Raw genomic sequence first — 24,824 nt, forward strand, 5'->3', positions numbered from 1 at the left:
TTTTATCCTTTCACTCCACCCATAGCAATTCCCTCAATGACGTATTTTTGGCCAATTAAGAAAATGATGATCAGCGGAAGAATGGCTGAAACAGTACCTGCCATCATTAAACTGTAGAGCTGTCCACTCTCAGTAGCAAAACGAGATATAGCTAGTGGAATGGTTGAAAGATTATCTGAACGAAGAAAGATCAATGGTCCTTGATAATCATTCCATGTCCATATAAACCTTAAAATTGCATATGTTGAGATTGCTGGTAGTACTAAAGGTACTGCTACTTTTGTAAAAATAGTAAACTGATTCGCTCCATCAATTTTTGCTGCGGCGATATAATCATCGTGGATTCCAACGAAGAATTGCCTTAGCATAAATGTACCTAATACACTGAAACTATTTAATAAAATCAAACCAAGATGTGTATCAAACAAGTCTAAATACATGTACAACAGGAACTGCGGTACTAAAATGGCCTGTGCCGGAATCATAAACGTTGCTAAAACAATTATAAATAAAGCATTCCTGCCTCGGAATTCAAGTTTCGAAAATCCGTAGGCAGCCATAGCTGAGACTATAGTCGAAATAAGCGTTGTCAATAATGTGACCTTTATGGAATTCCAATAATATAAGGGAAAATCACCTGACCAAACCGTAGCGTAGTTATCCCACCTCCAAACCTCAGGAATCCACTTTATTGGATAAGCGAATACTTCACTTTCTGGTTTTAAAGAAGCTGAGAGCATCCATATGAACGGAAGTAGAAAGACGATACCTCCCAATACCATGAATAAGGTCACAATTAGTTTTGATAGATTAACTTTCATTAAGCTACCTCCTTCCTTAATAATTAACCCATTTTTTCTGTCCAATCCACTGTATAGCTGTTATAATCAAAAGAATTAATAATAGTACGATAGAGATAGCTGATGCATATCCAGAACGTAAGCTTTCAAATGCTTGTTCGTAAAGGTAATAGACAATTACGGATGTGGAGTAACTTGGTCCACCACTCGTTAATACGACGATAAGCTCAAAGGATTTAAAACTATAGATAATCCCCGTTATAAGCAAGAAAAATGTGGTTGGAGAGAGCATCGGCAATGTTATGAATCTAAACTTTTTCCACATTCCTCCACCATCTATATCTGCAGCCTCATACAAATCATGAGGAATATTTTGTATAGCGGCTAAATAAATGATCAAATTAAACCCTATTGATGTCCATATGGTTATTATAATAACGGACACTAGTGCCCAGCTCGAATCTGCTAGCCAACGCGGCGGGTTATCTATTCCTATTGCCATTAAAACCTCGTTAATTGGTCCATATGACGGGTGGAATAGCAATTGATAAACAATAGCAATAGCAACAATACTTGAAATGTACGGAATGAAATATACAATTTTAAAAAATGATGATAAATAAACATGTTTGTTAATGATGATGGCTATTACTAGAGACACTGCCATTGTTAATGGAACAGCAAGAATAAGCCAGATATTATTTTGTACAGACTTTATGAACAACTCATCATTTACCAACTTCTTATAATTCTCAAAACCTACAAAATTTAAATCTCCTAACCCACGGATAAATACCCAATCTGTAAAACTCATTATAAAAGCAGCTATAATTGGCAAGATTACCAATATTGTTGTACCTATTAGCATTGGAGCTATGAATATATAACCTGCCAACGATTCTTTTGTTTTCATAGTAAGTTTTCTACTTTTTCCGCGATTTGTTTTTAATGTAGATCCTTTAGAGCTTTCTTTTGGCTCTATAATTCGGGCCATTTCTATCACTCCTTTATTTTCAATTAACCGTTGATACACTAATCCTTTGAATAAATCTTTTATCTACGTTCCTTATTATACAAACAAGTGTATGCGTTTACATGAAAGTATTTTGTTCTTCAATAGAAAAAATTTGACTTTCTAAGACAAATTGTTCAGGAACTAAGTCTATCCCGTTCAGAAAATAAAAAAATCGAATCACTATACGGATCCAGTTCAAAAGAACTTTGAATCTGTGTAGCCAATCCAACTAGACCTTTCCCATATCATTTTCCGACAAATGATGTAAACCTTTTATTTAATACTGCATCTTACTTGGAGGTGCTGTGTGTATATATGCTTCGTTTGAAAGGAGAGCTTACAATACACCCCTCCAAAAGTTAATTAATGTCAAATAGTACCCACCTACAAAAAAAGGTGGGTACTATTTGACGCTCAAAATCTTTGTTAGTCGAGATTTCCCATTCTAACTCCTCTCCACTTTTAAGAATAATTTTTTTCTGACATGGACTAGCCCTTCTGTCCCCTCTCGGATTCTATCTTCTATTTTATTCCACTCACTTCCTCAGCAACATCAACACTGCCGGCAAAAATATTGTGCTCGTAATAAATGTCGTTAACAATATTCCCACAGCCATTGTAAATCCAAACAAGAATAACTCTTGTAACGGTTGTGTCATGAGGACGGCGAATGTAGCGGCAAGGATCAGACCAGCTGAAGCGATGACACTTCCTGTTTTGGCGACTCCTTGTTGAATGGCTTCTTTCCAAGCGAAGTGGCTAGCTTGTTCTCGGATTCTTGAAATGAGAATGATGCTATAGTCGATGCCTAAGGCGACCATAAAGATGAACGTATAGACTGGGATGCGATAACTGATGGCCTCGTAACCTAATAGATTTTCAAAGATCCACCAGCTTATTCCTAATGACGCAACATAGGTTAGGAGGATCGTTGCCATCATGATCAATGGCAATAAAAACGATTTAAATTGGAAAATGAGTATGACAGTTAACAATAGAATGACACTGGAAAATAGGAAAATCATGTCTCGTTCGTTCATCTCTTTAACATCCAATTGCTCTGCTGTTTGTCCTGCGTAATGAAGGGAGAAGTTGTCGGTTGAGAATTGGTGACTTTCCAACAAAGTTTCTTCTAACTCTCTTAACGTTTGGACCGTTTCTAAAGCTTCCATTTCAAACGGGTTTTGCTCTAGGATCAGTTCGAATTTGATCGCTTTCTCTTCTTCTGCTAGAAAGTTTCGAGGTAGATTTGCCTCACCGGCGATCATTTCCTCGGTAATTTTTGGACTTACTATACTGACTCCTTCTACCTTTTCCAACTCAGCTCTTAAGCTATTAACTTGTTTATAAAACGGTTCGTCTAAATCTAGTTGCTCGTCAGACTTTAGGATAACCGATACAGGTGCTAGCTGTCCTTCTGGAAAATGATCTGCTAATATTTCAAAACCTTGTCTTGATGAAATATCCTCTGGGAAGGACTTCATCAAATTAAAAGAGAAGTTAATCGTAGTTGTGTTAAAAGCTGCGACAGCTAATAATAAGAGTAACGAACTAGTGATGAGACTCGCTTTTTTTGTGACGATTTCACTGACTTTAATCCAATATTTACTCTGTTTCTTAGTTTTTTCATTTATTTTTGGAATGGACGGCCAAAAGGCTTTTCGCCCCAACAGGGCAAAGATGCTTGGTATTAAGGTTAACCCTGCTAATAAAATAATGACAACTGCTACTGAAAAGACTGGGGCAAAGTGATTATATGGTTCAAAGACGGTCACAAATAAAGTCAACATCGCTAATAAGACTGTGCCACCACTCAAGAAGATTGGTTCTGACACATGATGAATCGCTTCTTTCATCGATTCGTATTTAGATTCCTGCTTTTGTAACTCTTCTTTATACCTTGAGAACACAAACAAACTATAATCGGTAATAATCGCAAATAGTAAAACAAGCATGATCGAAAAGGCTGAGGAATCAACGGCAAACCAGTCATTTTTTCCAGCAAGCCCTAACAACCGATCGACAACTCCATAGACCATTCCTGCAATCAATAATGGCATAATCGCGAGTAGTGGTGAACGATAAATGGCAATCAAAATAACAAAGATGAGCACGATGGTTGCCAACATTAACACAAAGTCGGCATTTTGAAATAAAGCAGTCGTATCTGCTGCTATTGCCGCTGGACCCGTAATTTCAAATTGAATATCAGTTAGACCAATCGCCTCAACTTCATTCCTTATTTGAGCCAATGTTTCATTTGCTTCACTCGCTTCTAAACCTCGCTCTAATGAAACATGAAAAAGCATCGTCGTCTCATCTTCCGAATACATTTGATTTTGTATTTCTGCTGGAAAATGATGATAGGGTAGGGCACTCACAACATGAGCTGGTTTATGCTCTGAAGCTAACCATTTACTTAACTCAGATATCTTCTCTCTATCTTCTGCATTTAAGGCCTTTTCATGATGAAATACTAATAAAGCGGGGATTCCATCATCATCACTCGAAAACTCCTCTGCATTTACTTCGGCCGCAATTTCTGACAGCCTATCCCCACTTACACTGCCCTCCGAACTTGTACCAGCATAATCTTTGGCAGACGGCAGGAACAAACTTAACAGCACAAGGGTCACAAGCCAAAATATCAGAACCATTTTCGCCCCAAACGGACTACTTGAAAACTTCGCTAACTTTCTAAAAGGTTGAAGCATTCTTCTCTCTCCTTTACTCGTTTGATTTACAACCGTAGTATAGGAAAGCTAGATGAACAAACCGTGAATACAATATGAATGGAAGATGAACAGGAGGTGACAATTTTAGGTAGGGAGCGAGCTCTTTTTTCAACATTAACACCCCTAAAACGTTAATCACAAAGCGATCAGGGATGTGGTAGTCGTAAAATGTGTAACTCACACTTACATCGCGACACAATTCATCCAATACGACGTACATTGTATATCTCAACCTGAAATCAAGTCCATATAATCGACAGTTCGCAGTCAAAGAAAGCTACGTCTGCTTTAGATATTGATTAACTAATTTAAAATAAACGAATACATTAAAAGTAAACATTAAATAATTGAGGTTGAATTTATGAAAAATAAAAATGTGGATAACAACCATTCTGAACAAACCATACAGGAAATCAATCTTGCGATGAGTTTAAAACTGGCTCTGTTAAGCGGGGTATTGGTTACGATAGGTGATGCAATTGGAACATATGCAGCTAAAATTGCAATCGATGAAGCGATTCAAGATAACATCACTCAAAGTGAAGAAACACAAGAGCAAGAACAAAGGATACAATCACTGGAAAAGCAAATCGAACTATTGAGTAAAAAAATTGATAATTTAACAAAATGATACGTTTCCTAAACAACATAAGTATGAAATCGATAGCTGGTCGTGCACCGTCAACGATTATTATGTAACCACTAATACGAGCTCAGAAGAATCATGATTTCTTTTGAGCTCTCGTAAAACTATTAAGATACTGTACTTAGTATGTCTAACTGAATGACTATGATTAATACGATTATTAACAAAAGCACTTCACTAATTGTTATGATGGACTGCTTAGGGTTCTTTGAATATTTCCATTCAAAAAATGCCCGTGTTGAACACTCTAGTCCAATGTAGAAAATTAATGTAACTAGACCAATATTTATTGAGTACTCAAAATATATGAAAAAGGCTAGGGCAACTGAAAAGAAAATTCTGATCCCCCAATCTATCTTTTTATGTAATTCGTTTAAATGGTTGTAAGAGAAGAACTTCTTTTTCTCTTTTTCAATATTAAATATTTTTCTTAAAATGACCTTAACTGCTGAAGTTAAAAAAAGCATAACCAATGCAACTAACACTAATTTTAGTAAAAACATTAAATTTCTCCTTAATTATTCCGGTTTTGTCTTAGAAACCTCGTTTATTGGTCACTCTCTTGTTCCTAGTTCTCCTTTTGTCCTAGAAACCTCGTTTATTGGACACTTTCTTGTTCCTAGTTCTCCTTTTGTCCTAGAAACCTCGTTTATTGGACACTTTCTTGTTCCTAGTTCTCCTTTTGTCCTAGAAACCTCGTTTATTGGTCACTCTCTTGTTCCTAGTTCTCCTTTTGTCCTAGAAACCTCGTTTATTAGAGTTTTGTTGATATTTCATTATAAATCATTGGATATGTATATGATTTTATCCCATCCACTAACCCACCCCAATAGTTCCACAAAAAAAGAGCAATACCTTGATTAACGTATTGCCTCGTTAGCTGAAACGAAGGCTTGTTACATTATCTTTTCCACTCGTGTTCCAAAACACTATATAATAGAGAATCTCGCCAACCATCTTTGATTAATAAACCTTCACGAATTCTACCTTCTTTAGTCATTCCGACCTTCTCCAATACTTTGGATGACCCAATGTTTCTAGGGTCACATGTTGCATAAATACGATGGAGTCTTAATTTTTCAAAACCAAAATCAATCAATAATTTAGCCACCTCTGTTGCTATACCTTTGCCCCAATAATTCGGGTTTACTATATAGGCGACTTCTCCTACTTTGTTTGTGAAATCTCGTATGTTCAGCTCACCTGCTCCAATCATTTTGGAATGGTAAACTATCGCAAAAATAAATCTTTCTCTCGGTATTTTGGCAGTGTCTTCAATAACTTGTGTAACAAACGCTTGTGAATCTTCTTCTGTATTTGGTCCCCAAGGTTGGTATTGACAAACGACATCTTGTGATGCGTATTTATGGACATCAATCCAATCACCTTTTTTAAATTTCCTTAGTAATAATCTTTCGTTTGAAAGAGACACTTCATTGTTTTCGATCACAACCGCCTCCACCCTTTTATATTTTTACGTGTAGCTTATAGTATCTTTAAACTGTTGTCATCGACGTGCGATAAAAACGTACTCTCGCCCTGGTCGGTCAGGGGCTTCTCTTACATCCTCTACAGTTAGTCCTACATCGCTCAGAGATTTTGTTATTTCCTCGAGACCCCTAAATCGCAACGTCGAGTCTGACGTTATTACGGCACTATCATTTTCGAAAACATAAGTCCATCGAAATGATACTAAGGATCCTCGAACGTCAGTGACATCTTTCCAACCCTCGACCATACCACATTCAGGAACATCAACCCGCTCGTATGTATTCTCTTTCTTCCAATCGAGCCATACTTGTAACTCAGGTTTCCTAGTTTCAAACACTAATCTTCCCCCTGGAAGCAATACACTTCGGATTACAAGCAATGTCTCTTCCCACTCCTCATCGGTTAGAAAAACTTGGGCAACATTAGCTGTCATCGTTACAAGGTCAACTTTCAATGGCGGCAGGTCAAGTGTATGACCGTTAATCCACCTAACGCGGTCAGACCATTGTTTTGATTTAGCTACCTTTAATGACGCTTCAGCTGGGTCTAATCCAATAACCTCGACACCCTTAGCAGCAAGACGACAAGCAAAAGTTCCTGTTCCACAACCAATATCAAGTACAGAAGTTGCCCCAAACTCATTAACCATAGACTCATAAGCATCTAAATCACTTCGATCAGGGTCAAATGGATCATAGATATATGCTAATCTTGGATTCTCAAATAATTCATCAGCCATCAAATATTACCTCCTCAATCCAGTTAAACTAATATTCTATATGTATTAATCATTTCCTCTCCTTCAAATAATTCACAGTTTGTGACATATAAAAAAGGGCACTCCTTTTTAAATGAGGAATGCCCGCATCATTGAATAAATATCATTCAGTTTAGCCGTAATTGATAAAGTAATTTGTTTGTACTATATGTTCTGAGTGCTAGAATATTACATTTACTTTTCTAATGGCCCATCATAATTCAAAGGGCGTTTTGTCTCTGCATCAAAAACGGCTGTTTTCATTTCTTCATCTTGAGAAACCGTTACAAACACATATACTTGCCTATTAGGATGAACACCCATACCACCTGATCTTGACTGTCCATATTTATCAGCTTTTTCTTTCATTTTATTAATATCCTTAAAAGTAGTTTTCTCTCTTATATTTAGTTTTGCATTTTCATATTCAAGATAGATTTTTTCATCTAAATATTTATCATAAAATGAATCTACATCCTCAAAATCCAATTGAGAGTTGTCAGGATATTTTGCCCAAGGTTCTTCACTTTTCTCTGCATGAACAGAATGAACTTGTAAAAAAAGTATGGATATCATTAAAAAAATTTGGATAACCGATTTCTTTTTCATATATTAGTCTCCTTTTTGCCATTAGCTTTCCTAATCAGGAGACTTTTATTCGGACAATGATAAAGGTTAATCCGACTAACTTCTGCAACTGCTTCATTTGTGACATAAGTAAAAACATCCCTCTATTAAGAAAGGAATGCCGCCACTACAGTAGTTCAAGAAATAAGGTGTATTATTCAGTTATTTAATATTAAATTTGCCTAAGAGATTTATACAGAATAAATATTCTCCTGCTCACTTAACTATTTTTTGTAAAGTAACAAAAGACTGTTCTTTATACATACAAAACTGTTCAAACATACTTAGGGAATATGGATCTGTTGTATCTATTTCTCCCTCTAGCTCCATTATCCCCATTTGATTCGAGTAAATTATTTGTTTATATGTTAAATATTGAATGAAACTTATCTCTACTCTCTCGACTGTACCTCTCCAGCCAAATTCGTACCTATTAGGGTTATCAGAGTAATGAAGTAAGGCAAAACCAATGATTCTATTTCTTTCTATAGCTATAAATGAGCCTTCATAAATTGTATCTTTTGCAAAGATTTTCTTTTCCCAAAAATTATTATCGAATATACCAAGTGGATTATCTTTATGTGTATTGGCGTATGTATCAATTACTAAAGAAATTAACTCATTTCTTTTCTTTTTATCTTCTTTAATTTCGCTAAGGTTTACTAATTTTATAGACTCTCTCACTATAGAGATATTTGATATTTGATTCATTTTTGATGGAAGGTTCAATACGGATATATACGTTTTCCTGTATTCTTTAAACCCTAATCTTTCACAAATAGAAATGAGCTCTCGCCATTTTTCCGGTAAAGTTATTTGATACATAGAGGGGCTGTTTAATAGATTGTTTAATTTAGTGAATAGCTCTAATGCAACAGAGAAATTATGTTGCCATTCTAAGTCTATTACATACGATATATAAACACTATGCGGGTGAACTTTATTTTTCCAAGATGTTATGACTCCACTAATTTGGCCATTTTGAGCGGCTTTCAATGTCAGAAGCTTATTTTCACGTTTGAAACCGTCTAAAAATTGATTAATAGTAAGCTCATCATTTTCAAATGTTTTAGTTAGTAAAGAATTGATTTCCTCTATATCTTGGGGAGTAATTGAGCTTAGATTGTTCATTATCACCATAAGTACTTCCTTTTTCTAAATTATCACAGATTGTTTGTGTCTTTTAAATAAAACATTTATTGCTTCTTTCACAAGCCTTCTACAATAGAATAATCATTCTTATTTAAGTTGATCATTATACATATTCTTAGCTAAATAACTTTTTGCATTTATAAAAAATAAGGTACCAAAGAAAAAAAGGCAGATTCCAACCAAGCTTGCAATCGCTGAATATTGATCCTTAAAAATATAGACACTTATCCAATTAGTAAACACTATCAGAAACATTATCATATACATCCACTTTATGTATTTCACTAATCATCTCTCCTAGCAATATATCTACTTAAGTGTTACATATCAAATCCCCTTATTTTACCTACTATTCCATAAATTAAACAAAAAATGTGTTAAACCTTCTTAGAGCAACGCACCATTTAATTAAACAAACCATTTCTAAATACAACTAATTTAAACTATCGACACAAAGAGCGTAGGATAAAAAAGATCTCTTTCATAATCAAAAAACGTCATTATTGATATTTTCTAGAAACTAAAAATTCAACTAATGGTAACAAAACCACAGCGACTCCTAAAACCGCTAATAAAAAAATGTTATAAGTACCATTTATTAAGTGGTCTAAGAAGACAGCGATAAGTATCAATACTACTAAAATATAATAACTAATTTTTGAACTTTGCTCTGTGATTTTTTCCCTAATTCTTCCTTTTGTAAAATCCCATCTTTTTCTTTTTCGCCACCCCATGTAATAGCAGAAAAGAACATCATAAATAAAATACTAAACGTTATGATTTCATTAAATCCAACTTCTTTACCTGTTAAGATTTTATAGATAGTAAAACCAAGTACAGCTAAAATGGCTAAACCTATAATAAGTCCACCAATCTTTCTAGTATTCATTTGCTTTCCCCCTCTTCCTAGTTCGTATAATATTCAACTCTAATTTTCAAACCTTCATCGAGGTTTAAAAATTTCGTCCACAGATGTATGTAAGTGGAATGCAATATCAAAAGCCAATTGAAGACTCGGGTCATATTTATTATTTTCAATTGCATTTATTGTTTGCCTGCTCACTTGGCACAAATCTGCTAATCTCCCCTGTGATAGACCTTTTTTCTCTCTGTAATATTTAATTTTATTTTCTACCTTACTGTCACCACCATTATAAGGTCTGCCAAATATCTTTTACATACATTTTATACAAAAATTCTATTTATTGTATAAAAACCTATCATCCCTACGTCCAACTTCAGCGTTTTAACCATAGAAAAAAGCATCTCTTCCTGATGAAAAAATGCCTATACTAACCTTAAAAAAGAGTTTTTAATTCATTCGATTTCTTTGCACGCCCATGCGTCAATTTCAACTTTAAATATAGGTGCGGCTAAGGCAACGACATAAATCAGCGTTGTACAAGGTAGATGTTCTCCAAGAAAATCATTAATTATTTTCTTTCTTTGATTTGCCTCAAAGTCGCCGACTAAATAAAAGACTAATTTTGTTAAGTCATTAACATCCATCTCAGCAGCCACAAGGTTTCTTTCAATATTCTTTAGTGCTAATTCCAACTGGTCTAAAGGGCTTTCTGGAACTGTGGCATCTACCTCCATTCCTACTTGACCAGATAAAGTTAGCCATCTATTTGGACCGCTAACTTCAATTTGATGTACATAAGGTGCAACAGGTTTGTGAATAGTCTCAGGGTTTCTTGTCAATTTCATACAGTATCAATCCTTTGCAAAATAGTTTAATTAACTTCATTATTACAAATAAACATTCTCAACTTGAGACTAAGTTATCAAAATCAAGATAAGTATAAAGAAATTCGTCGAGCTCTCTTTCGGCTTCATTGCGGCTCTTTGATTCCCTTTGCGGCTTTTATTAAACGGCTTTTGGCTTCATTGACTCTCTTTGATTCCTTTTGCGGCTTTTATTTAAGGGCTTCGGGCTTCATTGACTCTCTTTGATTCCTTTTGCGGCTTTTGTTCAACAGCTTTTGGCTTCATTGACTCTCTTTGATTCCCTTTACGGCTTTTATTCAACGGCTTTTGGCTTCATTGACTCTCTTTGATTCCCTTTGCGGCTTTTGTTCAACAGCTTTTGGCTTCATTGACTCTCTTTGATTCCTTTTGCGGCTTTTGTTCAACAGCTTTTGGCTTCATTGACTCTCTTTGATTCCCTTTACGGCTTTTATTCAACGGCTTTTGGCTTCATTGACTCTCTTTGATTCCCTTTGCGGCTTTTGTTCAACAGCTTTTGGCTTCATTGCGGCTCTTTGATTCCCTTTGCGGCTTTTATTAAACGGCTTTTGGCTTCATTGACTCTCTTTGATTCCCTTTGCGGCTTTTATTCAACGGCTTTTGGCTTCATTGACTCTCTTTGATTCCTTTTGCGGCTTTTGTTCAACGGCTTCGGGCTTCATTGACTCTCTTTGATTCCCTTTGCGGCTTTTGTTCAACAGCTTTTGGCTTCATTGACTCTCTTTGATTCCTTTTGCGGCTTTTATTTAAGGGCTTCGGGCTTCATTGACTCTCTTTGATTCCCTTTGCGGCTTTTGTTCAACGGCTTCGAGCTTCATTCCCACTCTTTGATTCCCTTTGCGGCTCACCATCACTCTCTTTCGACTTCATTGCCTTCCTATGATTCGCTTTCTCTCTCTTGACGACGCGTTTCGGTCTGCTCTTTCTCTTTTAGAAATATATCATTCTATTAAAATCACCAATATAAACACCCTTACTCTTCTACATTCTTATATATATCTTCTTTAGAATGAAAACCATCTGCAATAATCGTTTGGTCAATATTTTGTTTATCGACTGAGATCGGATTGAGCAGGATAGAAGGAACCTCAATTTTTCCATTATTAATTCTCCTGATCGCCTCGATATTCTCACCTTTTGCTAGCATGACGGCAAGTTCGGCGGCTTCTGTGGCCAGTGTCATAATTGGTTTATAGACCGTCATCGTTTGGGTTCCTTCTACGATCCGTTGACCAGCTGCAAGGTCAGCGTCTTGTCCTGCAACTGGTACCTTTCCGTCTAACCCTTGTGCGGCTAGGGCTTCAATCACTCCTCCTGCTGTGCTATCATTGGCCGCAATAACGGCATCAATTTGATTATGATTTGCTTTTAGTGCTTCTTCCATATTAACGAAGGCGTTTGCTGGATCCCAATCTGCTGTCCATTGATCATACACAATCGTAATATCCCCTCGCTCAATATAAGGCTGCAACACATTAAAAGCTCCTTTTTTTAATAAATGAGCATTATTATCCGTAGCCGCTCCTCCAATATAGACATACTTCCCCTTTGGTACTAAGTTCGTGATAGCCTCCGCTTGTAACTCCCCGATCATCTCGTTATCAAAGGAAACATATAAATCAATTTCTGCGTTTTTTACAAGACGGTCATAAGAAAGAACTTTAATGCCTGACATATGTGCTTTGTTCACTATAGCTGCGGTCGCTTCAGCATTATTAGGAACGACTACAAGAACATCAACCCCTTTGCTAATTAATGTTTCAGCCTGATAGATTTGTATCGCATCATCCACATTGGCATTCATCACTTCCACTTCTGCCCCTAATGCTTCTAATGCCCTTTGAAATAAATCCCGATCTCGATGCCAACGTTCTTCTTCTAATGTGTCCATTGAAAAGCCTATTTTAATCTTCTTTTCAGGAGAATCGCTTATCCCCTCCGTATTATCTTCTATTAAATCCGGAACATTATTTGATATCCTACTATGTTCATCACTAACACATGCTGTAACTATAAAAATAGAGAACAAGATAAAGGGAAGCAGTAACCCTTGATGAAACACCTTTCTCATCGGCTTTCGCCCCTTTTTCATCAAAATAGTATTAGTCTCTTTTGCCAAGCAATGTCTTCCGATAGTTTTTTGGAGAAACGTGGCATATTTTTTTAAATACTTTACTAAAATAATTCGGTTCATGATAGCCGACTTCAAATGTAATCTCTTTGATGCTTTTTTCTGGATCTCCAAGCATTTTTTTCGCCTTCTCAATTCGGCATTCTGTTAGGAAATCAATATAATTAATCCCTAATTTCTCTTTAAACATCTTGCTAATATAAATAGGGCTTAAGCCTACTTTTCTCCCTAACGATTCCAATGAAATGTCTTGATGGGAATGATCGATAATGTATTGTTTAATCTGATGAATCGTATCAGCCTCTAGTCTGTCATAATGATCGACGTATGAAATCCTCATTCGCTCAAGCAACTGACCTGTTTCTAAGCGTAATTGACGATATTCGCTCGTTTGATATGAATAAAGCGGAATCTCTACTTCTACTCCGATATCACTTAACACCCTAGAGACGCTCCAAAGCAACCTTAATATGACTTGCTGTGTGTGTAGCAAATCCGTTCCACCTTGCTCGTAATGTTGAACCATATTCATTATTTTCAGCTTAGCTTGTTCCCATTGACCAAGACGAATAAAATCAGCTAGCTCTCTGATTTGAACCTTCACCCATTGTTCGTCTTCAACCCCATCAAATGCTGGCACATCTGAAAAAAAGCGATATTTAACAGTCATCGCTGTATCAATTGTAGCATTTAAAGAATCCTGATATGATTGTCGGATTTGTTCTAATGAATGACAGACACTTCCAATTCCGATAAACCATCCTGCTTCATGTTCTTGTTTCTCTATCTGAAGAATCTTCCGAGCCAGTATGATTGCTTGAGAACGAAATGATTTATCTGGTTCACGAAAGATTATCAGTGGTAGTTGATTTCCGTACAAGGCACCAACCCATCCACTTCTCGTTTCTCTCACTTTTTCTTTTACAGCCGAATATAAATGTTCAGACCGTTGTGGGACCATAATGACCATAACAAACATCTCATTCGTCGATCGAATGTCTAACATTTCAACAAGCATATTTAAATGGACCTCATGTACGTGATCAAATAGTAACTGTGTGACGACATCCGTTTCCACTAATGATAATGTTTTTTCATATGATTCTCTTTGCCTCTCTGTCGCTACAAGTGAAATCTGTTCATCTCTTATTTCCTTTAACACTCGTCCAATTGTCTCAACTATTTCACTTGCTTTACTCGGTTTAATCAAATAATCTTTAACCCCTAATTGAATAGCCTTACGAGCATATTCAAATGTATCATAGGCTGTGACCATGATACATTTACTCTGAGGTTGAAGTTCCGATATCTTTTCAACCGCTTCTAGACCGTTCATTCCTGGCATCTTAATGTCCATTAAGATTAAATCAAACCGATTGTTTTGAACCATCTCAACTGCTTTTTTGCCATTTTTCGCTTGCTCTATCACAATGTCAGAGAAATTTTTCTTTAATATGACTTCCATTCCTTTACGTTCGATCTCTTCATCATCCACGATTAGGAGCTTTAGCATCGCTCTCCCCTCCCTGCTTTCTTATTTTTATCACCACTTTTGTCCCTTTACCTAGTTCACTTTCAATCTCTATCACATCTTCATAGCCATAAAAGAGACGCAAACGCTTTACGACATTACTAAATCCAATCCCCGTAGAGTGACCTTGTGATGGGCTCATTTCTTCATCTAAAATTTGTTTGATTTTCTCTGTTGCCATCCCCTGACCATCATCTTCAATTTCGATCACTACCTGCTCACTATCATCGCGGACACGAAACGAAATAAGACCACCATCCTCTTTTGGCTCGATTGCATGGATAACAGCATTTTCCACAATTGGCTGCAACGTTAATGGAGGAATTCTTACATGAAGGACTTCTTTATCTATTTCAAAAGAAAATTGCAATCGCTCTGTAAATCTCGCTTTTTGAATATGCATATATTGATTAATAACGGCGACTTCTTCCTCTACGGTCACCGCTCTGTCTATTTGTTTTAAATTGTACCTGAGCAACCCAGCTACACTTACAAGTAAATCACTCGTTTCCTCAGAGCCTTCTAAATAAGCCTTCTTAGAAATCGTGTTAAGTGTATTAAATAAAAAATGCGGACTTATTTGACTTTGCAACGTCCGAAATTGACTTTCTTGTAGGAGGATTTTATTTTGTTGGAGCTCCCTCTCTAGTCCGGCTTTATGCTTTATTTCTAAAATTAAGTTATTAATATTGCTACGCATCCGGTCAAATGTTCTCGCTAGAAACGCAATTTCATCATTGGTGTCGACTTTAATCTGTAAGTCAAAATTTCCTTTTGATAATTCATTAGCCGCTTTCGTCAACTTCTGAACTGGCCTTATAATACTTAATGAAAACCAATACGTCACGATTAGGAGGATGAATGAAATCAAAAGCAACGACCAGATGCCTAGTTTAATAAATTCTTCGGATTGTTGGATAATGCCCCGATAGAACCTGTCATACGTATTAAGCTCTGTATCAATTAATGAAAGGGTCATTTCGGATATATAATTAGAAATACGATTAGCTTCCGAAAATTCCTTAGCTGAGGCCTCTGTATCCTTTTCTTCTTGAAACAGTAACAGACGATCGGTTGTCTCGATAAAACTCTCAATCAAATGAATATAATTCGTGATCGAAAAATTATTCTCCGTATTTCTGAGTTTGAAAATCTCGTATTTCGCACTTTCTACCTGCTCTTTACTTTCTTCAAGCTTTTCTAAATTTTCAATTGATGAAAAGATCATATAGTTGTTTAAGTCAGTAAGCACCTGCTGACTTGCTCTTGACACTTCATTCATACTTAAATACCGTTGCAAAATTTCATTATATTGACTCTGGGTTTGATGACTAAATAATGTAAGCGTTATCCAAAATACGACCATAATAATTAGAACGACTGATGTTATCATCAAAATCTTCTTTTGAATTTTATTCATTGCACGTCTGTCGCTTTCAAATTAAATATGTCCGTAAAGTAACCCTCAATGTCTAACGGTACGGTTTCGCCATTTAACCACTCTAGCATTAATTCAACACTCAGCTCTCCCATCATTTCTGGAGATTGTTGGATCATTCCATCAAGCATTCCATTTTGTAAAAGATACATAGATTCCGGTCCATCGTCAAACGAATAGATAAAGTATGCTTCCATCTGGGAACGCCTCCCGATCTCTTGATGCATTCCCCCTAACATATTGGCATTTAATACGATAAAGGCATCGGCATCTGGTACCTGATTCATTATTTCTTGTGTCGTTGTAATTACTTGCTCCCTCGTATCATTTGTTTCCGCATGTATCAATTGAATATTCGGATAATTCAGGAGGATATCTTGAATTCCTAACAATCGCTGTTCTTGGTAATGCTCTAGCTGACTATCATACATGAGAATGACGTTCCCTTCCGTCCCCATATCAGCTAGTAATTGTTCAGCGATCATTTTACCAGCCATAAATTGATCTGAACCGACGTACGTCTTTCTTAAGCTTTCCGTCATAGGGACATCATTTGCCACCATTACAATCGGGATACCATAAAAGGATGCTTTAAATTTAGACAATTGGTTAAATTCTTCTGTATCAAGTCCTTGAATAATAATTCCATCGACTTTAGAATGAATCGCTATTTCAAATTTTTTCAAAAAATCTTCTTTATTATTCCCATAACTCCCCCATACTTCAAGGCTAACTCCCGCATCCTTAGCCTTTTTTAGAGCACCATTCCCTACGTTATCCCAAAATGGCGTTTCCATGTCATAAGTGATGAGAACAAGTCTTAGCTGGTTTTCTTCTTGACTAATGGATTGAGGCAATTGCCAATCTGTACGAAATGCCTTTTCAGCTGATGTATACGTATAATAAGAAAGAATAATAAAGATAGAATATAATAACACTATTTTTATCTTTTTTCTCAAGATGCTCGTTCCTTTCTTATTTTGCCTAAAACTACTATCATCATAGCACTATATTACCATTGTTCAATATCATAGGTTCAATCAGTTTAATTTTTCTCGCCCCTTCTAAATCAGAACTAAAGGAAAAAGACTTCCACAAAATCAGCAAGTGGAAGACATTTTGATAATAATCTTAGTTGTAAATAAGACTCTATGAAATAAGCTTGCTCGTTAAGCTGCTGCTCAGAGTAAATAGATTTAAATCACTATCTTTTCCTTCTCGTCATCACATCAAAGATAACTGCTAAGGCTAATACTCCACCTTTAATAATATATTGATACGCAATTCCTACTCCTAGAAGATTCATTCCACTAGTTAACGAGGCCATCACGATCGCACCTATAATTGCTCCTGTTACTTTACCAACCCCACCCGCTGCAGATACGCCACCTACGTAAGCCGCAGCAATTGCATCAAGCTCAAATAATGTCCCAGCTGTTGTTGTCGCCGCTTGTAATCGAGCCGTAAATAAAATCCCGGAAAGGGCTGATAATAGACCCATTGAACCAAATACGATTAAGGTAATTTTCTTCACATTGATCCCACTTAAATGAGCGGCTTCTGGGTTACTCCCTACCGCATAAATATGTCTTCCAAGTACCGTTTTTGTCGTTATAAAATGGTAGATGATCACAACGAGCAACATAATAATGACCGTCCATGAGAACCCATTATATCCTGCTAAAATCCAGGTGATACAAGCCATAATAGAAGAAACTAACACTAAATATATAATAAAGATTTCCTTTGAAACGACTTCAAAATCATACTTAATTTTGTTTTTGCGATTAGAGATTGCACTATAAATATACAGGACAATAGCTACTCCCCCTAAAATTAACGAAAGCAAATGCAATCCACCTATTTGCATAACCGACGGGATATATCCATTGCCGATCGCATTAAAGCTATCATTCGTAATAATGATTGTTCCGCTTTTTTCTGTTGCTAATAGGATCGCTCCTCGGTAAATAAGCCAGCCCGCCAATGTGGCAACGAAAGCAGGAATACCGACTTTAGCTACTAAAAAGCCTGTGAATAAGCCAGCAAAACATCCAATAATAAGTATGATTGGTATCACAAGATAGACTGGCAAACCAAATTCCATTAGTAATATAGCGGCAATAGCCCCTAAAAATCCCGCCAAAAATCCAATCGATAAATCAATATGGCGGATAACGATAACGAGCATAACTCCAACAGCTAGGACAGCAATGTATCCAGCAGAATCGAGTAAATTACTTATATTACGAGAAGAAATAAAGAGGCCATCTGTAAGAATGGTAAAAGTTAAAATAATAATAAGTAAGGCAATATACATTCCGTAGTCACGGATATTTTCACTAATTAACGTTCTTGCTTCGGTAAATAACTTCATTGGTTTAACCTCCTATTGCGTAGCTAGCTCCATTATTTTTTCTTGGTTAGCTTCTTGTGCAGACAACTCGCCTTTGATTTCACCTTGAGCCATAACATAAATACGATCACTCATACCTAGAACTTCTCCGAGCTCAGAGGAAATCATGATGATACTTAACCCTTCGGCAATTAACTTGTTCATAACGGTATAAATTTCAAATTTCGCTCCAATATCAATCCCTCGAGTCGGCTCATCTAAAATTAGAAGCTTTGGGCCCACAAAAAGCCATTTTCCTAAAGAAACTTTTTGTTGATTACCTCCACTTAAATTTCCAACAATTTGTTCCAAGGAAGGAGCCTTTATCGTTAAAGACTTTTTGTATACATCGGCGATTTTTATTTCTTCATTTTGATTAATAACTCCATTTTTAGAAATTCCTTTAAGATTTGCCGCCGATATATTACTTTTGATGTCTTGAATCAAAAACAGCCCGTCGCCTTTTCTATCCTCTGAAACATAGGCAATCCCTGCATTAATGGCATCGACCGGATGCTTGAATGCGCTTAATTCACCATCGACGACTAAATCACCTTGGCATTTATACGACTTGGCATTTCCAAAAATACTGAGGGCAAGCTCTGTCCGCCCAGCTCCCATTAGGCCTGCTAAACCAATAATTTCACCTTTTCTTACATAAAGATCCGCTTTCTTTATTACTTGTCTCTTTAAATTAGTGTCATAGGCTGACCAATTATTAACTTCTAGAATCTTTTCCCCGAAATTCTTCTTTTCTCTTTTCGGATAGATATCCTCAATCTCACGCCCAACCATATTTTTAATAATTTTACTTTCTGTAATTTCTCCCTTTAAAGCGTCAAACGTTCCTATCGTTTGCCCATCACGAATGACGGTCGCACTATCAGCAATCGAAATCACTTCTTTTAATTTGTGAGAAATCATAATGCAAGTGATGCCATCCTTTTTCAATTCACTTAAAAGGTTCAACAGATTTTCACTATCATTTTCATTTAAAGCAGCAGTAGGCTCATCCAAAATAAGCAGCTTAACATCCTTACTTAAAGCTTTAGCAATTTCAATCAGTTGCCTGCTACCTATTCCTAAATCTTTGATAAGTACCTCTGGCTTAATATTAAGTTTCACCTTATTTAGCAATTTTTTCGATTCTACTATCGTTTTGTTTGTGTCAATCAACCCACCTTGCTTAATCTCATTGCCAGCAAAAATATTTTCGCTAACTGTGAGATCTGGAAATAAAGCTAGCTCCTGGTGAATGATGACAATGCCTTTATTTACACTATCATTGATATTATTAAACTTTTGAACTTCGCCTTCATAAACGATGTCTCCCTCATAGTTTCCATAAGAATAAACGCCACTAAGCACTTTCATGAGAGTAGACTTACCTGCACCGTTCTCACCTACTAAGCAGTGAATTCCACCTTTTTTCACTTTGAAATTGACTTTGCTAAGGGCTTTAACACCTGTAAAAACTTTTGATATATCATTCATTTCCAAGATATATTCGCTCATCATTATTCCCTCCAAGCTAACGACACGATAAACACAGGACTGTCCTATAAGTTGGCTTTTTCGAGACAGCCCTATGTTCTTAAAATGGTGATTGAAAAACGGTCTATCCGTTAAAATATGGTTACATTAGTTATGCATACTTCGCGAGCTGCATGCCCGACGCGTTCCGCGGGTGAGTCCACTGAAAAACTGTCTACTTGTTAAAATAGGGTTACATTAGTTAGCAATACTCCGCCAGCTCCATACCCTACGCGTTCCGCGGGTGAGTCGGGAGCCTCGTTAACGATTAATCGAGGCCACTGAAAAACTCCTAACGTTAGAATATGGCTTATCATTTTGCTTTACTCCACTCGCTGCACGCCCTACGCGTTCCGCAGGTGAGTCGGGAGCCTCCTCGCTTAACGCTTGCGGGGTCTCCCGTTCCTCACAAGTCCCGCAGGAGTCTCCGGGCATTCCGCTCGTTCCGTTTTGGTCAAAGAAAAACCAGTCGAAGCCATAATTGATCATCTAATGAATCACCTAATCGATTGAGATTCTTCCCAGTTAAAGGTTAGAATGAGACATTTTCAGTTGCCTTTCCTTACAAACACGGTGTTCTTTTATAATCCTGTAAATTCACTAGCTTCATAGTATTCAGAGTCAATCAGCTCTTGCTTCACATTGTCTTCGTCTACAACAATGACATCTGTTTGTTTTGCTTGTACATCGACTTTACCGTTGTTATAAGAGCCCGTTGTTTCTGGTGTATTTCCATCTAGAATGTCAACAGCCATCCCCATTGCATCCTCAACTAGCGTTCGAACATCTTTAAAGACTGTCATCGATTGTTTTCCGTCGATTATATATTGAATCGATGCTTGCTCAGCATCTTGACCAGTAACAAAATAGCTTGTTACCTCACTATCAGTGGAGAATACATCAGCAATAGCACGGGCCGTACCATCATTTGGAGCTAAGATAGCAATATCACCTTTTAAGTCGGCACCTGCAGCCGTTAAATGTGTTTGAGCTTTATTAATGGCTTCGTTTGGATCCCAATTAGTTGTTATTTGCCCTAGAATTCTCCCCATTTCTTCACGAGTTAGTTCAGGAGAATCTTGTAAAGCAGTAGCTTCACTAGAGTTAGCGATTACAAAAGTACCATCAGCAATTTTAGGTTGTAACACATTCCAAGCTCCTTCAAAGAACAAGAAGGCGTTATTATCAGAAGAGGCCCCCGCATAAAGGTATAATGGAACGTTTGTGCCTTGAGCATTTTCAATTAAATATTGACCTTGTGCCTCACCTACAGCTACACTGTCGAATGTTACATAATAATCAACCGCATCTGTTTCTGTAATAAGACGATCGTAAGCAATGACGGTAACCCCTTCTGCTTTAGCAGCCTCTACAGAAGAACCTGCAGCTGCCCCATCATGAGGAGCAATAATTAGAACGTCAATTCCTCTATTAAGTAACGTTTCCACATTCTCTTTTTCATTAGCAGAAGAACCTTGGCTAAATAAAATCTCGGTTGTATATTCAGAGTCTGCTAGAGCATCTTTAAATCTTTGTTCGTCTTGTACCCATCTTGGCTCATCCCTTGTAGGTAAAACAATCCCAACACTCACACCACCACTACTACTTGTTCCAGAACTTCCACAAGCAGCGAGCATAATTGTAGCCATTGAAACAACTAGTAGATACGTAACTAACTTCCACGAACTTTTCATTAACATTCCCCTTTCAAGCCCTTTTTTATTATCTTTCAGCTAAATTATATATAGCAAGGAGTGTAATGAAAACGCTAACAAATAGCACTCTTTTAACATTATCTGTACTTTTTTATTTATTTCATTTAAATACGTGGGGAATTTCACAGACATCATTGCTCGGCTTAAAATGAGGAGTGGAGTCTGAGTATGTGCCGAATTTCGATTAGTTCGGCTTATAAGGAGAGGCAGCTTCTTGATATATGCCGAATACTGGTTAGCTCGGCTTATAAACAAGGGCGGCTTCTTGATATATGCCGAATACTGGTTAGCTCGGCTTATAAACAAGGGCGACTTCTTGATATACGTCGAATTCTGGTTAGCTCGGCTTATCAACGTGGCCGGCTTTTTGATATATGCCGAATTCCGGTTAGCTCGGCTTATAAACAAGGCCGGCTTCTTGATATATGCCGAATTTTGATTAGCTCGACTTATAAACAAGGCCAGCTTCTGAGATTATGTCGAATTTTGATTAGCTTGGCTTATAAGGAGAGAGCGCTTCTTGATATATGCCGAATTCCGGTTAGCTCGGCTTATTAACGAGGGCGGCTTCTGGACAATAACTGGTTCGATAAGAAGTGTAGGTTGCGGTAGGTTAATTTTGAGAGAGCCAGAAAAAATTCAAGGCAGCGATGCTTATTTTCGCTGCCTTGAATTGAACTACTTCAATTATTTCACATTATTGGTTATTCGAGTGTTAAGTTGATTTTCTTCATCTATTGACTCAATGATGACCTCTACTGTTCCTCCATAACCTCTGCCCAAATATCCAACAATTGTTTCACTATAGCTATCATAGATTAACTCAATTGAGCCTTCATAAAAATCATCAGCTACTGTTTTCACATCTGAGCTATACTCTTCACCAGGTTCAACTGGAGGTAATTCAATATCTGAAATGTTGTTAGTAAATGCAATCATTAGCCCTTCAATATCTTGATCGGTTTGATTCTCTATCGTGACCGTTATTTCACCTGAAGGATATATAACGCCTATGAGAGCTATAGCACCGATAATAGTTGCAATAATAGCTCCAATAATCATCATCATTACGGCAAAAATGGCCCATTTAAGATTTTTTTTCATAAATACACCCTCTATATAATAGTATTAAAAAAATTTGGAACTTGTTTAATGTTAACCATTAAATATCGTCCCCCTAATACCCATGTATAGATAACGTCCTATTCATAAAATCCCTTTGCTTCTGGTAATGCTTTATATTCATCTTTAGAAGAAACGATTTCGTGTATAAAATCTTCAAGTTCGATTAAATCTAAAATAACCTCTGGATGTTCACAATAATTACCATATGCAAAGCTATTTATCTCATTATTTATTTGAATCGTCCACTCTGATATGGAAGGCGGTTCAACGTCACATTGCTTATCTCCTTCCAAATTCAGGTCACTCATTATATCTATCTTGATCATCTCATTGTATATCTGCTTCATTTCTTCTTCCGTTAAAGGAATATCAGCTTCCACTATTCCATTTTCTATAAGGTCTTTTATAACAGTATGATTATAAGTATCTATTTTTTGTTTTCCGTATGTTCCATAGATGAGGCTAAAATCAAAATCCTCTGGTAGCTCTCTACTACTTTCGGGCTCTAAGTTTGTACAGCCACTAATAAAAATAACCATTAACACTAATAAAAGAAAATTCCTATATGTTACTATCAAAAATAATCCCTCCTTGTTCTGACCTTTCTAAACTATTAATATTTATCATATACCTATATATGGTAAAATATATCAAGAAGTTTCAACTTTGTCTAAGATAATAGGGGGTAAATTTATTAATGGAAAAATTAAAATGGCTCTTATATTTCAGTGCTGTACTATTGGTCGGAATCCCAATATCAATTGCGCTTATGTCCGATACCACATTCAGTTCAACGTTTAGTCAAACCGTGATATCGACTGCCACCTTTTTAGTCATACTAGGAAAGTTAATAACTGTATTTCAAAAAAGAAAAGAGAATAAAAGATTTGCAGGAGATATCGGGGCCATCATCGGGCTATTCATTGTCATTATATTTACGATGTAATAAAAAACATATTAGGAAATATAGAAGATGTCGTATTTATGAGAGAAGGAATTACATAGTCAAAGAAGAATAATGATACGTAAGTGATTTATTTATGTATGTATGAGAGGAATATGAATGAAAAAATTAATATTGTGTTTAGTCATTTCACTACTTCTAATAAGCTGTTCTAGTAATAGTTGGGCTTTTGAATTTGTACAAATTAATGGAGTTACTTATGTTATAACTGACGAAATAGTAGAGCAGGAAGAAGTAGGGGAATTACTAGGAGAAGTAGATAAATATTCGGATGAAGAAAAAAATCATTCAAGTAGTTATTCGGGTAATTTTTCAAATATATATAAGATTGGTACAGAGTTATATGAAATAAAAGGTATATCAAGAGCGCATGCAATTGTAGTTGAATATGAAATTGGTCATTACGTAAAGGCAATTAATGAAGAAGAATGGACTGAGGAAAATTAGGGAGGATATTATCTTATCAAGCCAATAAGACAATACCCTTTATTAGAGTGTCTCCACTTATACAGAGATTTCACCCGTAGCCCAACCTTTAATAAATGCTTCCAACGAAGGAGCGATCCACTTTCGGCTATCATCTTCATGGTTCCAAACATAAATATCATCATTTTGAATGCAACCATTAAGTATTCTATAGCCGAATAAATCACCATTTCCCGCATCAGAAAAAAACAATAAGTGATCAAAGGGCATATATATATCTTTGAACTCGACCTCATTCCGAAAATATAAATTCTCTTTTACAATTTGAGAAGTTGACCAGATTAAAGGGCAACCATAATTATCAAATACTCCATTTGTTTCCTTCAATAACTCTAATAATTCCTCGGGTAATTCGACTTTTAATTCTGCTTTTATTTGAGTTAATTCACTTTTTATTACTGATTCTTTGAATGAATAGTCTTTTGATATTGAGCTGATGAACTCTTTCCAGGTCATTTTTTTCGTCCTCCCTTTAATATTCTTTCAAAATATTTCGTCACGTTCTAATCAGATTCCTTCTTTCATGACCTGCCA

The 24,824-nt window shown here is 36.4% G+C and carries 24 protein-coding genes; 3 read left to right on the forward strand and 21 right to left on the reverse strand.

Annotated elements, in window-relative coordinates:
* Positions 1-2 precede the first annotated feature (2 nt).
* The 3 genes from AA0017_RS15370 to AA0017_RS15380 form a co-directional block, all read right to left on the reverse strand.
* Positions 3-821 (reverse strand): carbohydrate ABC transporter permease, encoded by an 819-nt coding sequence (locus AA0017_RS15370; RefSeq protein ID WP_413375821.1) that lies wholly within the window; start codon positions 819-821, stop codon positions 3-5.
* Between the two features lie 16 nt (positions 822-837).
* The gene (locus AA0017_RS15375) at positions 838-1,794 is read right to left on the reverse strand and encodes a carbohydrate ABC transporter permease (protein WP_413375823.1); all 957 of its coding nucleotides are present in this window, start codon (positions 1,792-1,794) and stop codon (positions 838-840) included.
* 557 nt (positions 1,795-2,351) lie between these two features.
* Positions 2,352-4,529 carry an MMPL family transporter gene (locus AA0017_RS15380; protein WP_413375825.1) on the reverse strand — a complete coding sequence of 726 codons (2,178 nt, stop codon included), beginning with the start codon at positions 4,527-4,529 and terminating at the stop codon, positions 2,352-2,354.
* A gap of 382 nt (positions 4,530-4,911) precedes the next feature.
* Between AA0017_RS15380 and AA0017_RS15385 the strand changes: the two genes are divergently transcribed.
* Positions 4,912-5,181 (forward strand): hypothetical protein, encoded by a 270-nt coding sequence (locus AA0017_RS15385; RefSeq protein ID WP_413375827.1) that lies wholly within the window; start codon positions 4,912-4,914, stop codon positions 5,179-5,181.
* A gap of 122 nt (positions 5,182-5,303) precedes the next feature.
* Here AA0017_RS15385 and AA0017_RS15390 read toward each other — a convergent pair whose 3' ends face one another.
* From AA0017_RS15390 to AA0017_RS15470, 17 genes are all read right to left on the reverse strand, one after another.
* The gene (locus AA0017_RS15390) at positions 5,304-5,699 is read right to left on the reverse strand and encodes a DUF4181 domain-containing protein (RefSeq protein WP_413375829.1); all 396 of its coding nucleotides are present in this window, start codon (positions 5,697-5,699) and stop codon (positions 5,304-5,306) included.
* 398 nt (positions 5,700-6,097) lie between these two features.
* Complete coding sequence (locus AA0017_RS15395; protein ID WP_413375831.1) at positions 6,098-6,646, reverse strand: GNAT family N-acetyltransferase; 549 nt, start codon at positions 6,644-6,646, stop codon at positions 6,098-6,100.
* A gap of 57 nt (positions 6,647-6,703) precedes the next feature.
* Positions 6,704-7,426, reverse strand: coding sequence for a class I SAM-dependent methyltransferase (locus AA0017_RS15400; protein ID WP_413375833.1), 723 nt, complete (start codon positions 7,424-7,426; stop codon positions 6,704-6,706).
* A gap of 213 nt (positions 7,427-7,639) precedes the next feature.
* Entirely contained in the window at positions 7,640-8,053 is a 414-nt protein-coding gene (locus tag AA0017_RS15405; protein WP_413375835.1) for a hypothetical protein, read from the reverse strand.
* Between the two features lie 234 nt (positions 8,054-8,287).
* Complete coding sequence (locus AA0017_RS15410) at positions 8,288-9,211, reverse strand: hypothetical protein (protein WP_413375836.1); 924 nt, start codon at positions 9,209-9,211, stop codon at positions 8,288-8,290.
* 649 nt (positions 9,212-9,860) lie between these two features.
* Positions 9,861-10,112, reverse strand: coding sequence for a hypothetical protein (locus tag AA0017_RS15415; protein ID WP_413375838.1), 252 nt, complete (start codon positions 10,110-10,112; stop codon positions 9,861-9,863).
* A 54-nt stretch (positions 10,113-10,166) separates the two neighbouring features.
* Entirely contained in the window at positions 10,167-10,394 is a 228-nt protein-coding gene (locus AA0017_RS15420; RefSeq protein ID WP_413382619.1) for a helix-turn-helix transcriptional regulator, read from the reverse strand.
* 146 nt (positions 10,395-10,540) lie between these two features.
* Positions 10,541-10,933, reverse strand: coding sequence for a RidA family protein (locus AA0017_RS15425; protein ID WP_413375840.1), 393 nt, complete (start codon positions 10,931-10,933; stop codon positions 10,541-10,543).
* 1,012 nt (positions 10,934-11,945) lie between these two features.
* Complete coding sequence (gene xylF / locus AA0017_RS15430; protein WP_413375842.1) at positions 11,946-13,043, reverse strand: D-xylose ABC transporter substrate-binding protein; 1,098 nt, start codon at positions 13,041-13,043, stop codon at positions 11,946-11,948.
* Between the two features lie 31 nt (positions 13,044-13,074).
* A complete protein-coding gene (locus tag AA0017_RS15435) occupies positions 13,075-14,616 on the reverse strand; it encodes a response regulator (protein WP_413375844.1) in 1,542 nt (513 codons plus the stop codon).
* A complete protein-coding gene (locus AA0017_RS15440) occupies positions 14,591-16,054 on the reverse strand; it encodes a sensor histidine kinase (RefSeq protein ID WP_413375846.1) in 1,464 nt (487 codons plus the stop codon). Before AA0017_RS15440 ends, AA0017_RS15435 begins: the two co-directional genes overlap by 26 nt.
* Positions 16,051-17,031 carry a sugar ABC transporter substrate-binding protein gene (locus tag AA0017_RS15445; protein WP_413375848.1) on the reverse strand — a complete coding sequence of 327 codons (981 nt, stop codon included), beginning with the start codon at positions 17,029-17,031 and terminating at the stop codon, positions 16,051-16,053. The genes AA0017_RS15440 and AA0017_RS15445 overlap by 4 nt, the downstream gene beginning before the upstream one ends.
* 245 nt (positions 17,032-17,276) lie before the next feature.
* Complete coding sequence (locus tag AA0017_RS15450) at positions 17,277-18,449, reverse strand: sugar ABC transporter permease (RefSeq protein WP_413375850.1); 1,173 nt, start codon at positions 18,447-18,449, stop codon at positions 17,277-17,279.
* Positions 18,450-18,461: 12 nt separating this feature from the next.
* Positions 18,462-19,982, reverse strand: a complete 1,521-nt coding sequence (locus tag AA0017_RS15455; protein WP_413375852.1) for an ATP-binding cassette domain-containing protein — start codon at positions 19,980-19,982, stop codon at positions 18,462-18,464.
* A 599-nt stretch (positions 19,983-20,581) separates the two neighbouring features.
* A complete protein-coding gene (locus AA0017_RS15460; protein WP_413375854.1) occupies positions 20,582-21,694 on the reverse strand; it encodes a sugar ABC transporter substrate-binding protein in 1,113 nt (370 codons plus the stop codon).
* 708 nt (positions 21,695-22,402) lie between these two features.
* Complete coding sequence (locus tag AA0017_RS15465) at positions 22,403-22,819, reverse strand: hypothetical protein (RefSeq protein ID WP_413375855.1); 417 nt, start codon at positions 22,817-22,819, stop codon at positions 22,403-22,405.
* A 98-nt stretch (positions 22,820-22,917) separates the two neighbouring features.
* Positions 22,918-23,418, reverse strand: a complete 501-nt coding sequence (locus AA0017_RS15470) for a hypothetical protein (RefSeq protein ID WP_413375857.1) — start codon at positions 23,416-23,418, stop codon at positions 22,918-22,920.
* A gap of 119 nt (positions 23,419-23,537) precedes the next feature.
* On the opposite strand from AA0017_RS15470, the gene AA0017_RS15475 reads away from it, so the two are divergent.
* Positions 23,538-23,786, forward strand: coding sequence for a histidine kinase (locus AA0017_RS15475; RefSeq protein ID WP_413375858.1), 249 nt, complete (start codon positions 23,538-23,540; stop codon positions 23,784-23,786).
* Positions 23,787-23,903: 117 nt separating this feature from the next.
* Positions 23,904-24,251, forward strand: a complete 348-nt coding sequence (locus tag AA0017_RS15480) for a hypothetical protein (RefSeq protein ID WP_413375860.1) — start codon at positions 23,904-23,906, stop codon at positions 24,249-24,251.
* 57 nt (positions 24,252-24,308) lie between these two features.
* Here AA0017_RS15480 and AA0017_RS15485 read toward each other — a convergent pair whose 3' ends face one another.
* Positions 24,309-24,746 carry an SMI1/KNR4 family protein gene (locus AA0017_RS15485; protein ID WP_413375862.1) on the reverse strand — a complete coding sequence of 146 codons (438 nt, stop codon included), beginning with the start codon at positions 24,744-24,746 and terminating at the stop codon, positions 24,309-24,311.
* Positions 24,747-24,824 lie beyond the last annotated feature (78 nt).

Origin of the sequence: Alkalihalobacillus phoenicis, from assembly GCF_047302405.1 — a bacterium.
GTDB lineage: Bacteria > Bacillota > Bacilli > Bacillales > Bacillaceae_D > Alkalihalobacillus.

What these genes read in the sequence shown, in the direction of transcription:
- AA0017_RS15370 (WP_413375821.1), bottom strand. Translation starts at nt 821, where the DNA reads ATGAAAGTTAATCTATCAAAACTAATTGTGACCTTATTCATGGTATTG.
- AA0017_RS15375 (WP_413375823.1), bottom strand. Translation starts at nt 1,794, where the DNA reads ATGGCCCGAATTATAGAGCCAAAAGAAAGCTCTAAAGGATCTACATTA.
- AA0017_RS15380 (WP_413375825.1), bottom strand. Translation starts at nt 4,529, where the DNA reads ATGCTTCAACCTTTTAGAAAGTTAGCGAAGTTTTCAAGTAGTCCGTTT.
- AA0017_RS15385 (WP_413375827.1), top strand. Translation starts at nt 4,912, where the DNA reads ATGAAAAATAAAAATGTGGATAACAACCATTCTGAACAAACCATACAG.
- AA0017_RS15390 (WP_413375829.1), bottom strand. Translation starts at nt 5,699, where the DNA reads ATGTTTTTACTAAAATTAGTGTTAGTTGCATTGGTTATGCTTTTTTTA.
- AA0017_RS15400 (WP_413375833.1), bottom strand. Translation starts at nt 7,426, where the DNA reads ATGGCTGATGAATTATTTGAGAATCCAAGATTAGCATATATCTATGAT.
- AA0017_RS15405 (WP_413375835.1), bottom strand. Translation starts at nt 8,053, where the DNA reads ATGAAAAAGAAATCGGTTATCCAAATTTTTTTAATGATATCCATACTT.
- AA0017_RS15410 (WP_413375836.1), bottom strand. Translation starts at nt 9,211, where the DNA reads ATGGTGATAATGAACAATCTAAGCTCAATTACTCCCCAAGATATAGAG.
- AA0017_RS15415 (WP_413375838.1), bottom strand. Translation starts at nt 10,112, where the DNA reads ATGAATACTAGAAAGATTGGTGGACTTATTATAGGTTTAGCCATTTTA.
- AA0017_RS15425 (WP_413375840.1), bottom strand. Translation starts at nt 10,933, where the DNA reads ATGAAATTGACAAGAAACCCTGAGACTATTCACAAACCTGTTGCACCT.
- xylF (WP_413375842.1), bottom strand. Translation starts at nt 13,043, where the DNA reads ATGAGAAAGGTGTTTCATCAAGGGTTACTGCTTCCCTTTATCTTGTTC.
- AA0017_RS15435 (WP_413375844.1), bottom strand. Translation starts at nt 14,616, where the DNA reads ATGCTAAAGCTCCTAATCGTGGATGATGAAGAGATCGAACGTAAAGGA.
- AA0017_RS15440 (WP_413375846.1), bottom strand. Translation starts at nt 16,054, where the DNA reads ATGAATAAAATTCAAAAGAAGATTTTGATGATAACATCAGTCGTTCTA.
- AA0017_RS15450 (WP_413375850.1), bottom strand. Translation starts at nt 18,449, where the DNA reads ATGAAGTTATTTACCGAAGCAAGAACGTTAATTAGTGAAAATATCCGT.
- AA0017_RS15455 (WP_413375852.1), bottom strand. Translation starts at nt 19,982, where the DNA reads ATGAGCGAATATATCTTGGAAATGAATGATATATCAAAAGTTTTTACA.
- AA0017_RS15460 (WP_413375854.1), bottom strand. Translation starts at nt 21,694, where the DNA reads ATGAAAAGTTCGTGGAAGTTAGTTACGTATCTACTAGTTGTTTCAATG.
- AA0017_RS15465 (WP_413375855.1), bottom strand. Translation starts at nt 22,819, where the DNA reads ATGAAAAAAAATCTTAAATGGGCCATTTTTGCCGTAATGATGATGATT.
- AA0017_RS15475 (WP_413375858.1), top strand. Translation starts at nt 23,538, where the DNA reads ATGGAAAAATTAAAATGGCTCTTATATTTCAGTGCTGTACTATTGGTC.
- AA0017_RS15480 (WP_413375860.1), top strand. Translation starts at nt 23,904, where the DNA reads ATGAAAAAATTAATATTGTGTTTAGTCATTTCACTACTTCTAATAAGC.
- AA0017_RS15485 (WP_413375862.1), bottom strand. Translation starts at nt 24,746, where the DNA reads ATGACCTGGAAAGAGTTCATCAGCTCAATATCAAAAGACTATTCATTC.